We start from the raw sequence: 13,371 nt of genomic DNA on the forward strand, positions 1-13,371 counted from the left end.
CGTCTCGACGACTGCGATAAGTTATTGAAATAACAGCAAATGCGAGCGCCACAAACCCACAACGCTCGCAGGTACGGACGGCGCGGAGCTTCGTCTGCTCGCGTATCGCCCCCTAGCTTGTTGGCACCCAGGCCGTGTCCCTCGGCGGTGGGGCTTTCGGCCCAGCTTCAGTCGACAATTGGTAGACCGGCAAACGTGCCGCCGTTTAACAAGGGCGTCAGGGTCGTATTGTACGAAGATTTTGGTTGCTTGTCAGGCGAGAGCTTGTAGGTGGCGATGTAGCGATGGGCGATGTCGTTCCGAGTCGGCCGGCGCCGACTTTACCTGGATCGGCCTGGATACATCGAGCGGCAGTGCTCGCCGGCTGGAGACGTTGCGCACCGCGAGACCAGAGCGGATGCTCGCGACGCCGGCGATCCGGGATATGCGTGCAATCAGATTTTCGAGGTCGGATACGTCGGATACAATGGCACGCAACAGATAATCCTGATCTCCGACCATGAGATAGCAGTCCATGATTTCGGCGATGCGGCCGACTTCAGTCGCAAAGCCGTCGCGGACACTCTGCACGTGTTTTTCCAACGTCACCTGGATGAACGCCATGACGCGCAAGCCGACAATCTGCGGATCGACCACGGCGACGCGCCGATTGATCACGCCGAGCCGCTCCAGATTCTTGACTCGGGCAAGACAAGGGGACGGGGAGAGGCTGACCCGCGAGGCCAGCTCGACATTGGTGAGACTGGCGTCATTCTGAAGTTCTTGCAGGATCCGCAGATCGATTTTGTCGAGCGTGTCAAAGCTCATCGAGACCTCCTTAGCTTTCCCCAAATACCCGCAGGGCGAGTTTTTCTGGGTAAGAGCCGCAGCTTCGGGTATTCCAGGAAGCTAAGGCGGCTCTGGAGGTCTGTATTTCGCTAAATTGTCATCTTATATCGAAAAACAGACAACTTTGAAATTCATGTCATAAGCCGCCCTTCGAACTGACCAATATCGATCCAATCGCCTGATCAGGATTGGATCAAATTGCTCAATCGGCGTGCTACGTTCTCGCCGGGTTGGGTCGAAGGACCCAGAAACGCGGTGCAGCAGAAAAGTCGGCACGGAGCGCTCCGAGCAATCGTTTCTGCCGTCGATCGGGTCAAGCCTCTCGCAATACGGTAGCTCATTCAACGCGGAGCCCGTTATTTTATCGGGCATGATGGATGCAGACATTCTCAAGATCAGGCGTGAGCCGGACCTCGTCGTCCTCACGATGAACCGGCCTCCCGCAAACGCCCTTAATTATGCATTGATTGCGCGATTGCTCGAAGAGATCAGGCGCCTGGAATCCGAGCGGGAACCACCCGGCATCGTTCTGACCGGCGAGGGAGATCGCTTCTTCAGTGCTGGCGGCGATATTCGCGAAGTCACCGGGCTGCAAGTCGCCGCGCAGCGCATTCGATTTTTCCATGCAGTGTTGTGCGCTTTCGAACGCTATCCGGGTCCCGTGGTCTGTGCTGTGCGCGGTTACGCGGTCGGCGGCGCCCTCGAATTCCTCCTGCATTCCGATCACGTGATTGCCGACCACAAGGCCCAGATCGGCTTTCCCGAGATCAATCACGGTCTTCTGCCGGTGGCCAAAGGCATGCGCCAGGCCGCGCTGCGGCTGGGAAAGCGGGCGGCGCAGATCTTGCTCTACTCAGGAGTCCTCGTCGATGCGGCGAAAGCGATTCAGATCGGTGCCTTCGACGAAGTGGTTAACACCGACGCCGTACTGGATCGCGCGATCGATGTCTGCCGGGACTTCCGAAGCAAGGACCCAAAACTCTTTGCGGCCATCAAGCGATCGTTGAATTTGACGGGCCAGATAAGCGACGACGAGCTTGAACAGATGACGGTCAGCGACCTCAGCCAATATCTCGACAACGACCAGTCTGCAGATGCCCGCGCACGGTTCCTCGCCCGGAAATGAAAGAAAAATGGTCAAGAACACACCCACAGGCGCTTTGAAGCTCGAACTCATGACGTTCGAAGACGTGTCGAACGCGTTGAGTGACGGCTTCGATACTGTGCTCATCCCCTGCGGTGCGATCGAGCAGCATGGTCCCCATCTGCCGCTGTGCATGGATGCCGATCACGCCGAACATCTGGCGGTGCTGATCGCGCAAGAGCTCGGCAGGACGCTGATCGCGCCGACCATCAAGGTCGGTTGCTCCGCGCATCATCTGGCGCTGTCGGGGACGATCTCGTTGCGCAAGGAGACATTCGAAGCGGTGTGCCAGGATTATTGCACAAGCCTCGTCCTTCACGGCTTCAAGCACATCCTGCTGTTCTCCGGCCATATCGGGAATTTTCCGGTTTTGGCGGACATGCTGCCGCGGTTGCGGCAGGCAACGAACGGCAAGGTTCGCATAGCCGCCTATACGGACTCCCAGGCCTGGATCGGATGCTGGAAGCACTGCGTGCAGGAGGCAGGCGGTGATCCGGACCATGTCGGTGGGCACGCCGATATCGCCGAGACGTCGCTGATGCTCAAGCTTCGGCCGGAGAGCGTCCGCGTCGATCGCTTCGCGCGCGGCCATCTCGGTGCGCTGACTCCCGATCAACTGGATCTAATGTGGAAGAACGGCATCGTATCCGTGTCCAAAAACGGTATCGTCGGCGATCCGCATGGCTCGACGGTCGCAATCGGTGAACGATGCCTGCATGACGTCGCTGGCCTCCTGACGAAGTTCTTTCGCGCGGTCGATTGACGCGACGACGTCCTCCCGTCGGCAAGGATTCAGCCCCGCAACTTCCATTGCGGGGCTTTTTTCTTTGCCAGGATTGCGAGAGCCGCATACGACAGCGCACGTTTGTCGCGCAGCATAAAATAGGGAAGGTCGCATCTCGCAGGGTCACCTTCGGGAGAAAATGTTGCGCGAGCTGTGACACTCTCCCTGCATCAAAAGCGACACCAAGGGAGCGCTGAATGTCACTCAAGTTTGGATTGTGGTCGGAGCAGGAAACGCAAGTCGGACACAGCTATGCTCGCAGACTGCACGAACTTGTCGACGAGGCCAGGCTGGCCGAGAAGATGGGATTCGACTTCGTCGCGCTGTCGGAGCAGCATGTCGCACTCGGCGGCATCTCGAGCTCCGCACCCGAAGTCGTGTTCGGCTACCTCGCCGCCGTCACCGAGCGGATTCGCCTTCGCACCGCAGTGACTCTGATGCCCCAGCGTATCAACCACGCGCTGCGTTCCGCCGAACGGCTCGCCGTCAGCGACATTCTGTCCCACGGGCGCATGGAGATGTATTGCGGGCGCGCCAATACGACGATCGCCATGCGCGCTTTCAACGTCGACCCCAAGGAAACCCTGCCGCAGATGGAAGAAGGCATGGCCCTGTTGCGTAAGGCGATGCGCGAGGACATCTTTACCTTCGAGGGCGAATACTACCAGGTTCCCCCGCGCATGCTGGTGCCGAAGCCGGTGCAGAAGCCCTATCCGGTCATCGGCATCGCTGCGACGAGCGAGCGCAGCCACGCCTGGGCCGGTGCCGAAGGCCTCGCTCTCATGAGCGCGACGATCTACCAGGGCTTCGAGAATCAGCAGAAGCTGATCGATGCCTATCACAAGGCGTGGAAGCGTGACGAGACCGGTCCTCTCGATCGCCCGCGCGTCGGCGTGCCGCTGTTCTTCGGCATCGGCAAGACCGATCAGGCCGCCAAGGAGGACTACGCCGAAGCGCTGATGCACTACGCGCGCATCTCGACTGACGCCTATCCGCGTCTCGCCAAGCTCGCCGACGACTATTCCTACATGAGCGAGAGCGTGCCCGCGATGGAGCGTGCAGGCCGCGATTGGGACTATCTGCTCAATCACTCAGGTACGACGGTTTGCGGCAGCCCCGACACCGTCATCCGCCAGATCGAGAAATTCCAGGCGATGGGCATCCAGGAGGTGCTGCTGCATCTCGACTCCGTCACTCACGAGAAGATCATGGAGGGGATCGAGATGGTCGGCCGCTATGTCATCCCCCACTTCAACGACCGCAACAACGTCGTTCGCCCGACCGACGAGATCCTCGACAGGATCAGGGCAATGCGTCCGCAAAATGAAGCGCCGGCGGCCAAGTCGGCCTGAGGAGAGAGTCATGACACCCCATAGCTACACCTATCTGCTGGTTGAAAAGCGTCCCAGCGGCGTCGCCGTCGTGACGATGAACCGCCCCGAGATTCTTAACGCTGTGAACTGGGAGATGCACGACGAGCTAGAGCGCGTCTTCATCGACCTCGATTCCGACAAAGACGTCCGCGCCATCGTTCTGACCGGCGCCGGCCGGGGCTTCTGCTCGGGCGGCGACCAGAAGACGCTCGACAAGAGCACGGTTCCGTCGGCGACCCGCGGCGGGCGTCATCTCATCCGCAACATTCTCGAGGTCGAAGCGCCGATCATTGCCGCGGTCAACGGCGCCGCCGTTGGTCTCGGCGCGACGCTCGCCCTGATGTGCGACATCGTGTTCGCGGATTCCAGCGCCCGATTCGCCGATACGCACGTGACGGCCGGCGTCGTCGCCGGTGACGGCGGTGCCGTCATGTGGCCGCTCCTGATCGGGCCGGCGCGCGCCAAGCACTATCTGATGACGGGCGATTTCATCTCCGCAGAGAAGGCCGCTGCGATCGGGCTGATCAATGAAGTGGTGACCGGACCTGACGTCCGCGATCACGCGATCGAATATGCCGAAATGCTGGCGAGTGGCCCGCGCGACGCGATCGTCTGGACCAAGTATTCCGTCAACAAGATCATCAAGGAATACACCCACCTGCTGCTCGATACGTCGACTGCGCTGGAAACGCTGACCTTTGCAAGTCCCGAGCGCCGCGAAGCCGTCGCGGCCTTTGCCGAAAAGCGCAAGCGCTTCGCGGAGAAATGACGATGACCGTGCCGTCGCCAGCGTCCGGCGCCCAATATGCCAACGTGACAATCCCGAGCCTGCTGCAGGCCAGAAGCGTCGAACGGGCCGGGGAGGTCGCCTTCCGTCAGAAGCGGAACGGCCAATGGCTTTGCACCACCTGGCAGGAGTACGCCTCGCTGGTCTGCCGCATCTCAGCTGCCATGAAGGCTGTCGGGCTCAATCGCGGCGATCGGGTCGCGATCATGGGCGACGTGTCGCAGGAGTGGCTGCTGGCGGACATGGCCACGATCTGCTCCGGCGCCGTGACGGTTGGCATCTACTTTACGTCCTCGCCCGAGGAGGTCGACTATTACCTGCGGGACTCGGGGGCGCGGATCGGCTTCGTCGGCGGGGAGCCGCAGCTTCGCGCGTTTCTCGCCGGCAGCCGGGCGGGCGCGCTCAACAAGATCGTCATTATGGATCCCGGCTGGAGCGGGGCGTTGCCGGCAAGCAACGTCACGACGTTGGTAGACTTCATCGGTGCGATGACGGTCGATGCTGCCGCGGCCCTCGCTGAAGAAGCCGTCATTGCGAAAGCCTCCGACATCGCGACGATCGGCTATACTTCGGGAACGACGGGTTATCCCAAGGGCGCCATTCTCAGCCACACGGCGCTGCTTGCCGGGGCCCATACAAACATCACGTTCTGCCCGCCGCTCGCCACGGAGCCGCAGCGCGTCGCTGTGCACCTGCCGATGTCGCACACCGTCGCGCGCGCGCAAGCCACGACGAAGCCGCTGATCACGCGGGTCGTACCGCATTTCGGTGAAACCACGGCCGAGTTCGCTGCGACGATCCGCGAAGTTAAGCCGACCTTCTACATGGCGCCGCCGCGGTTCTATCAGCGCAATGCCGCGCTAATCCTGAGCAAGGTCCAGTCCGGCTCCGCGCGGTTCCGCCAGAACTACAAGCACGCGATGCGGATCGCTAAGACAGTGCTGGCGCATCGCCAGGCCGGCCGCGAGGCAAATCCCTTCCTCGATGGTTTGTTTGAAGTCTGCCGCGAGCAGGTGTTTCGTCCCCTTCTTGCCGAAGTCGGCTTTGATCAACTCACCTATCCCTATACTGCCTCGGCCCCCATGCCATCGGAGGTGATGACCCTGTGGCAGCTCTGGGGACTAAACCTCAAGGAGTGCTACGGCCAGACCGAGATGGTCGGCGGCAATCTCGGCCAGATGGCGGATTGGTCGAAGGCCGGTACGGTCGGCATCCCGGTCCAGGACCCGGCGTGGGAAACCCGGGTTCTCGAAGACGGCGAGATGATCGTTCGGGGCCCGGGGCTATTCACCGGCTATTGGAACAAGCCTGCCGAGACGCAGTCCGCTCTCAAGGACGGATGGCTCTATACCGGCGATGTCGTCCAGGTTCAGCCGGATGGATCGTTCAAGCTCGTCGATCGCAAGAAGGAGATCATCAACACCTCGGGCGGCAAATCGGTCAGCCCGACCCAGATCGAGAACGAGCTGCGCCAGAGCCCCTACATCTCCGAAGCCGCCGTGATCGGCGAGGGGAGGAAGTACCTAACGGCGTTGATTGAGGTCGACGCTACCACCGGCATGGACTGGGCGAGGTCACGTGACGACCAGGTGAGGGAATACAAGGATCTCGCCAAGTCCGAGATCGTGATCCGCCTGATCGAAGGCGAGGTAGCGAAGGCCAACATGCGTCTTGCGCGCGTGGAGCAGATCAAGTCGTTCCGCATCCTACCCGAGGAGCTTTCACCCGACACCGGCGTCATGACGCCGACGCGCAAGAAGCGACGCAAGCCGCTGATGGAACGCTACAAGTCGCTGATCGACACGCTCTATGACGATTCCGAAGAGCAGCTCATCAAGGAGCAATTGTCGCCGGCATCGAGATCGCACGGGGTCAGCCCATGAAGATCAAGCACGCATACCTGACGGCGTCGGACCCCGAAGCCCTTGCGCAGTTCTATCGCGAGATCGGCATGCCGGTTCGCTTTGCGGATGGCGAGCGGTGGATCCAATTCGCAACGGACGGTGCCGCATTCTGCATCGCCGGCCTCGAGGAATCGGCGGTGCAGCCCTCTTCGAATGCCGTCGTGGTTCTCGAAGTCGAGGGGCTCGAAGCCGCGCTGGCGAAAGCCGTCGATGCCGGCGGGACCAAAATCTCGGGCATCCGCGACATGGGCAGCCACGGCCGCACCGCCCAGATCCGCGATCCCCAGAACAACCTGATCCAAGTTTTCGAGCGAGCCAAAGCATGAGCAGGGAGCCGTTTGTTGCTCGCCTAGAACGATCTGCCAACGCAGGAAGAGAAGCCATGACTGCCGAAGCTCAATTCGATCCAAACGATCTCGTCGACAGCATCTCGTTCAAGAGGGCACTCAGAGGTGTGACCGGTGCGGTGTCGATCGTGACGTCTGGATCCTACCCCGCGCGACACGGCTTGACCGTCACCGCCGCCTGTTCGCTGTGCATCGAGCCGTCGACGGTTCTCGTCTGCGTCAACAAATCGGCAGGTGCGCACGACACGATCGTCAAGACCCGTTCGTTCGGCTGGAATGTGTTGTCGTCATCCCATGTGCCGCTGGCTCAGAAGTTCTCCGGCCAGGACGGCAGCAAGGGCGACGTTCGTTTCGCTGAGAAGGAGTGGCGTTCGCTCAGAACGGGAGCACCGATTCTGATTGATGCCCTTAGCAGCTTCGACTGTCGGGTCATCGGCGTACATCCGACCGGCACGCATACCGTGTTTGTCGGTGCGGTACTCGCCGAGATGCATCGCGAGGACCTCGAGCCCCTCGTCTACGGGCAGGGACGATTTGCCGTACCTGCAAACCTCGATCGCGCCGGACCTGAAAAGTCGGCCTGATTTACGCACGCATCAATTCTTCATGGACGGAGACTTCGATGATCAACCTGAAGGGACCAACGATTAACCGACGCACGGCGATGAAGGGCGCTGCAGGGTTCGCAGCTGCGACGATGGTTCCCTGGATTCGCGCCGCAACGCTACTGCCTGTCAAGGTTGGTGCGATCATGCCGAGTAGCGGCATACTTGCGTTTCCAGGTCAGGCCTGTGTTCGCGGCATTGATCTCGGCGCCAAATTTGCTAGGGAGCGTTATGGCGTCGACATGAGCGTCGTCCACGCGGACACGCAGAGCAAGCCGGAGAACGGCAGGATTGCGGCCGACTCTCTGATTCAGCAGGGCTGCAACGTTCTGATCGGGGCGTGGGACTCCGGTGCAACCATCTCGGCGCTTCAGGCCGCCGAAGCGGCAAAGGTGCCCATGGTAGTGCATGTCGCGAGCGCTAATCAGGTCACCTCGCAAGGCTTTACGCAGGTGTTCCGGTTCTATCCGCCCGCAGCCACGATCGTGCGGCAGTCGCTTGCCGAAATGAAGGCTCTGGTCACAAGCGTGAAGGATCCTCCCAAGGGCGCAGTCGTGCTGCATCTGAGCAATACGATGGGAACGTCCACGGCAACCAGCCTCGATGCCGCTTGGAAAGAGCTCGACGTGCCGGTCAAGCTGCTCGAATACATCCCCTACGACGAGAAGGCGCGCGATCTTTCGGTCGAGGTGGCGAAGGCGAAGGCATCCGGTGCCGATGCCCTGGTGTCGGTTACGCGCGTCAACGACGCCATCATGATCGTTCGGGAATGCATCAAGCAGGGATGGAACCCGAAGTTGATGTTCTCGCCGAATGGCAACGGCGTGCCCGACAAGGCGTTTTACGACGCGCTTGGAAAGTATGCCGATGGCGCGATGTCGTCGAACCTCTGGTACAATCCGAAAGGCGAAGATACCCGCACGATCGTGGACAGATTTCAGTCTACCTATCCCAACGAATGGATGGACGCGAATTCTGGGTGCGCGTTCGAGGCGGTCCATATCGTGGCCGATGCGGTCGCGCGTGCCAAGTCGGCGGTCTCGTCCGAGATCCACGCGGCGCTCAAGGCGACGGACCTGAAGCCCATCCTCATGTACAGCGGCCCGATCAGATTTGATGCGACCGGGCAGAACACCGGCGCGGCCGTGGCGGTTCTTCAAGCGAAGGAATCGAAGCCCCACGTCGTCGGCCCCGACGGCATCGCCGAGTACAAGCCGCAATATCCCCTTGCACCGTTCGGGAAGCGCTAGATGCTGATATTATGGGGCAACGTTCTCGTAAGCGGGATCCTCATGGGTCTCGTTTACGGCATGATTGCGCTGGGGCTGACGATCATCTTCGGCGTTATCCGCATCGTCAATTTTGCGCACGGTGCGATGGTCGTTTTAGGCCTCTATGTCGGCTATTTCGCCGGAGCTTGGTGGGGCATTCCGACCATCGTTGCGGCCGTCAGCGCCGGCGCACTGCTGTTCGTTTTCGGCCACTCGCTGGAGACGTCGGTGGTAAAGCGGTTCGTCACGCGGCCGCACCACATCCAGTTCATTCTCTTCATTGGCATCTCGCTGGTCCTCAGCGGAGCGCAACTGATCGCGTTTGGACCCGACCCGCGCCCTTCGATCTCGCATCTGTCCTTCGAGACCATCGCTCTTGGACCGATCCGGCTTGACCTTGCCAGGCTGCAGGCGGCCATCGTCGCGGCCGTGATGATCCTGGCGCTCGCCGGATTCCTCAAATACTCGACATTCGGTCGCTTCATCCGCGCCGCCGCCGACAACCGGCTGGGCGGCCTGATGGTCGGGCTGCCGATCCCGAAGATCTACGCCATCACGTTCGGCATCGGAGCGGCCTGCGCCGGCGTCGCCGGTGCGCTGATATCGCCGTTGTTCGATGCCCAACCTTTCCTCGCCGTCGACTTCACCCTGCTGGCGTTCGTCACGGTCATCGTCGGCGGTCTCGGAAGTTTCGTGGGCGCCCTCGTCGGAGGGTTGACCATCGGGCTCACGGAAGCGGTCGCAGCACTCCTGTTTGCGCCGTCCCTGAAGTCCGCGCTGTCCTACGGCTTGCTGATGATCGTCCTGATCGCGCGTCCAAGAGGGTTCTTCGGTGCAAAAGAAACGTGACGCCTTGCCGGACCGTGGCGCGGTTCTCGCCAGCCTTGCGGCCTTCAGCGTCCTTTCCGGACTTGGCGGCGTGCTGAACCCCTACCTGATCTCGCTGCTGACGATCGTCTTCCTGTTCACTTTTATCGGGCAGTCATGGAGCATCATGCTGGGCCTCGGGGGACAGCTCTCGATCGGTCACGCGCTGTTCGTCGGCATCGGTGCCTACTCCGTCGCGGTTCTCAACATCCGCTACGGCCTGAGCCCTTGGTTCGGTTTGGTCGTCGGGATGGCGCTGGCAGCCACGGTCGGCGCAGCACTGGCCTGGTTGAGCTTTCGTTTCGAGGTCCGGGGCATCTATTTCGCGCTACTGACGATCGCCGCAGCCGAGTTTGCTCGGGTCGTCTTAAGCGGCTGGGAATTCGTCGGCGCCATGCAGGGGCTCTTCTTCCCGGCACAATCCGGGCCGAACTCGCTCTGGATGTTACGCGGCGATGCGCGCTTTTATTATTTCGTGGCGCTTGCCGCGGTCTTTCTCGGCATCAGCGTCACGGCTCTCATTCGCCAATCCTTCCTGGGCTATGTTTGGCGCGCAATGCGGGACGACGAAGAAGCCTCGCGCGCGCTGGGTGTACGTACATTCCTGCATAAGATCGTCATCGTTTCGTTCTCCGGGGCTTGGGCGGCGGTTGGCGGAGGATTGCTCGCGCTTGTTCAAGGCTCGGTATTCCCGGATTCGATCATGGGCATGGGAATCTCGGTCGACATTCTGGTCGGCCCGGTGGTCGGCGGATTAGGAACGGCCTTCGGGCCGCTGGTCGGCACACTTATCACGCTGCCCCTGGATCATCTCGCGAGTGCCATCGGCAACAAGTTCGGGATTCCCGGGCTTAACAATGTCGCCTACGGCTTCGCCTTGATCGCCGCCGTCTGGCTGCTGCCGGATGGCATCGTACCGGTCATGGTCAATCTGGCCAAATCAGTCACCCGATTTTCCTGGTTCGGTTACCTCCAGATGGAGCAGGTCAAGAAGTGAGCGATCTTCTCGAACTCGACGGTGTCTCGCGCCGGTTCGGCGGGTTGCTCGCAGTCGACAATGTCAGCTTTCGGCTCAAGGGCGAAGGGATCACCGCGCTCGTGGGGCCGAACGGCGCAGGCAAGACGACATGCTTCAATCTGATTGCCGGGGCCTTTCCGCCCACCCAGGGATCGATCAGATTCCGCGGCAAGCTGATCTCCGGCTTTCCGGCCGAGAACATCTGCCGGCTCGGTATTGGCCGTACATTCCAGGTGGTCCGGCCTATGCGCGACATGACAGTGATCGAGAATGCCATGGTCGGCGCGTTCAGCTGGACACGAAAAGTAAGCGAGGCGAGGGACGCTGCCCGCGAGGCTCTCGACTTGGTGGGACTCGGTCCGAAGGCCGACGCCGCCATTAGCAAGCTAACACTCCCCGATCGCAAGATGCTCGAAACTGCCAAGGCTCTGTCGACCCGGCCACGCCTGCTGCTGCTCGACGAGGTCATGGCAGGGTTGCGGCCCCCCGAAGCTGCGGCGGTGGTCGCGGTGCTTAGGCGCCTTGCCGAGAAGGGCTTGTCGATCCTGCTCGTCGAGCACGTCATGCGTATTGTGATGGAAGCCGCCGAACACGTCATCGTCCTCCATCATGGCGCGAAGATCGCGGAAGGCACGCCGCAATACATCGTCAGTCATCCGGAGGTTATTGCCGGCTATCTCGGGGAGGGGTTCCGTGCCTAGCGAGCCGCTTCTCACGGTGCAATCTCTGACGGTCGGTTATGGCGGATCCATCGCGCTCAATGGTGTGTCGCTCAGCATCTATCCGGAAGAGCTGCTGAGCGTCGTCGGCGCAAATGGTGCCGGCAAGACATCTCTTATTCGGTCGATCGCCGGCGTCGTCCGGCCCCTGGATGGCGAGATACGTTGGCGCGGCATCAATATTGCGGGCCTTCCACCGTGGGAGATCTGCGAGCTCGGCATCGCGCAAGTGCCCGAAGGGCGCGAGCTGTTTCGAAACCTGTCGGTCGAGGAGAATTTGCTCATTGGGGGCTCGCTCAAGCGCGCTAGGGCTCGCAGGTCGGGCAACATGCAGCAGGTCTATGGGCTCTTCCCGCGATTGCTGGAAAGGCGGCTGCAGGCCGCGGGCACGCTGTCCGGCGGTGAGCAGCAGATGCTCGCGATCGGCCGTGCCATCATGGCCGAACCCGAGCTCATCATGCTCGATGAACCCTCGATCGGGCTTTCACCGGCACTGACCAGCGCAATGTTCGATATCGTAAAGATGCTGCATGCCAAGAAGACTACCATCCTGCTGGTCGAGCAGAACGTCGCGGACTCGCTTTCGATTGGAGATCGTGGCTATGTGCTCGAGAACGGAAGTGTTGTTCTTGAAGGCACCGCCGCCGCTCTGCTCACCAACCAGGATGTCCGGCGCGCCTATCTCGGGCTTTGACGGCGAACCTGCGCCCTCGCTCGTCAAGGCGTGGTCGAGGTGCCGCTCATCTTTCGATCGGCCAGGTATCGGCGGGGACTCTTGCCCAACGCCTTCTTGAACATGGTGATGAAGGCGCTCGGCGTCTCGTAGCCGAGATCCTGCGACACCGTCTGAACCGATATTCCCACCGACAGCCGCTGGAGCGCAACCAGGATATGCAGACGCTGGCGCCAGCGGCCGAACGTCAGACCCGTCTGCTTCTGGATGAGGCGCGCCAGCGTCCGTTCGCTCATCGCATAGCGCTCCGCCCATTCGTCGAGCGTGCTGCGGTCGCCAGGATCTCGCAGTAGAGCGGTCGCCAGCTGTTGCAGACGAATGTCGCGCGAGATTGGCAGATACATCTGCTCGGAATCCATCTGCACCAGTTCGTCGAGGAGGACCTGCGCGAGCCGACTGGTCGGCCCGCCTACGGAATATAGTGGGGGGAAAGAGGCAAGCCTGTCGATCAGCTCACGCACAAGGGGTGAGATCGTGAATGTGCAGCATTCGGACGGCAGCTTCATCGCTCGGGGATCGATGAAGACGCAATAGATCTTGCCGAATGACGAGACGCAATTGCTGTGCTGCACGCCACCGGGGATCCAGACGGCCCCTTGCGGCGGAACGATCCACAGCCCGTCGGGCGCCCGGCACATGACTGAGCCGCGCGAGGCGACCACCAGCTGCCCCTTCAGATGCGTGTGCATCGGAAGTTCATCGTCATTTTGTCGTGTCTCGATGGCGATGGAGACAACCGGACGATCGAGAAAGTCGGGATCGAGCGGCTCGTAGTTGATTCGTAAGTCCGGCAGTTGCATCATGCGAAAGCCGGCTTCATCCCGTGATGCTTTTGCCTGCATTTCAGATGGGCGGTACACGACCTTGCTCCAATAAGTGCGGCTGCTCAGCAACCTCGGCGCATCGATCGTTGCTGCCGCGAGATTGTCACCGAGCATATCGAATCTTGCTTGGACTCGCCAATGGCAAATCGCCGCTCTTTATGGAACCG

At 61.1% G+C, this 13,371-nt stretch carries 14 protein-coding genes; 12 read left to right on the top strand and 2 right to left on the bottom strand.

Annotated elements, in window-relative coordinates; genetic code table 11:
- Positions 1-252 precede the first annotated feature (252 nt).
- The gene (locus tag JQ632_RS08415; protein WP_212401827.1) at positions 253-807 is read right to left on the bottom strand and encodes an Lrp/AsnC family transcriptional regulator; all 555 of its coding nucleotides are present in this window, start codon (positions 805-807) and stop codon (positions 253-255) included.
- A 391-nt stretch (positions 808-1,198) separates the two neighbouring features.
- Between JQ632_RS08415 and JQ632_RS08420 the strand changes: the two genes are divergently transcribed.
- The 12 genes from JQ632_RS08420 to JQ632_RS08475 all read left to right on the top strand — a co-directional run bounded on the left by JQ632_RS08420 (position 1,199) and on the right by JQ632_RS08475 (position 12,341).
- Positions 1,199-1,954 (top strand): enoyl-CoA hydratase/isomerase family protein, encoded by a 756-nt coding sequence (locus tag JQ632_RS08420; protein ID WP_212401828.1) that lies wholly within the window; start codon positions 1,199-1,201, stop codon positions 1,952-1,954.
- Positions 1,955-1,961: 7 nt separating this feature from the next.
- Positions 1,962-2,735, top strand: a complete 774-nt coding sequence (locus JQ632_RS08425; protein WP_212401829.1) for a creatininase family protein — start codon at positions 1,962-1,964, stop codon at positions 2,733-2,735.
- 218 nt (positions 2,736-2,953) lie between these two features.
- The gene (locus tag JQ632_RS08430) at positions 2,954-4,108 is read left to right on the top strand and encodes an LLM class flavin-dependent oxidoreductase (protein WP_212401830.1); all 1,155 of its coding nucleotides are present in this window, start codon (positions 2,954-2,956) and stop codon (positions 4,106-4,108) included.
- Positions 4,109-4,118: 10 nt separating this feature from the next.
- Complete coding sequence (locus JQ632_RS08435) at positions 4,119-4,898, top strand: enoyl-CoA hydratase/isomerase family protein (RefSeq protein WP_212401831.1); 780 nt, start codon at positions 4,119-4,121, stop codon at positions 4,896-4,898.
- A 2-nt stretch (positions 4,899-4,900) separates the two neighbouring features.
- The gene (locus JQ632_RS08440; protein WP_212401832.1) at positions 4,901-6,799 is read left to right on the top strand and encodes a long-chain fatty acid--CoA ligase; all 1,899 of its coding nucleotides are present in this window, start codon (positions 4,901-4,903) and stop codon (positions 6,797-6,799) included.
- A complete protein-coding gene (locus JQ632_RS08445) occupies positions 6,796-7,146 on the top strand; it encodes a VOC family protein (RefSeq protein WP_212401833.1) in 351 nt (116 codons plus the stop codon). The genes JQ632_RS08440 and JQ632_RS08445 overlap by 4 nt, the downstream gene beginning before the upstream one ends.
- Positions 7,147-7,202: 56 nt before the next feature.
- Complete coding sequence (locus JQ632_RS08450; protein WP_212401834.1) at positions 7,203-7,751, top strand: flavin reductase family protein; 549 nt, start codon at positions 7,203-7,205, stop codon at positions 7,749-7,751.
- Positions 7,752-7,831: 80 nt separating this feature from the next.
- On the top strand, positions 7,832-9,022 hold the full coding sequence (locus JQ632_RS08455; protein WP_212401889.1) for an ABC transporter substrate-binding protein: 1,191 nt from the start codon (positions 7,832-7,834) through the stop codon (positions 9,020-9,022).
- Positions 9,023-9,892: a branched-chain amino acid ABC transporter permease gene (locus JQ632_RS08460; RefSeq protein ID WP_212401835.1), complete on the top strand. Its 870-nt coding sequence runs from the start codon at positions 9,023-9,025 to the stop codon at positions 9,890-9,892.
- Positions 9,876-10,907, top strand: coding sequence for a branched-chain amino acid ABC transporter permease (locus JQ632_RS08465; protein WP_312015583.1), 1,032 nt, complete (start codon positions 9,876-9,878; stop codon positions 10,905-10,907). The genes JQ632_RS08460 and JQ632_RS08465 overlap by 17 nt, the downstream gene beginning before the upstream one ends.
- Positions 10,904-11,629 (top strand): ABC transporter ATP-binding protein, encoded by a 726-nt coding sequence (locus JQ632_RS08470; protein WP_212401836.1) that lies wholly within the window; start codon positions 10,904-10,906, stop codon positions 11,627-11,629. The genes JQ632_RS08465 and JQ632_RS08470 overlap by 4 nt, the downstream gene beginning before the upstream one ends.
- On the top strand, positions 11,622-12,341 hold the full coding sequence (locus JQ632_RS08475) for an ABC transporter ATP-binding protein (RefSeq protein ID WP_212401837.1): 720 nt from the start codon (positions 11,622-11,624) through the stop codon (positions 12,339-12,341). Before JQ632_RS08470 ends, JQ632_RS08475 begins: the two co-directional genes overlap by 8 nt.
- Before the next feature lie 23 nt (positions 12,342-12,364).
- Here JQ632_RS08475 and JQ632_RS08480 read toward each other — a convergent pair whose 3' ends face one another.
- Positions 12,365-13,180 carry a helix-turn-helix domain-containing protein gene (locus JQ632_RS08480; protein ID WP_212401891.1) on the bottom strand — a complete coding sequence of 272 codons (816 nt, stop codon included), beginning with the start codon at positions 13,178-13,180 and terminating at the stop codon, positions 12,365-12,367.
- Positions 13,181-13,371 lie beyond the last annotated feature (191 nt).

The organism is Bradyrhizobium liaoningense, assembly GCF_018130955.1.
Classification (GTDB): domain Bacteria; phylum Pseudomonadota; class Alphaproteobacteria; order Rhizobiales; family Xanthobacteraceae; genus Bradyrhizobium; species Bradyrhizobium liaoningense_C.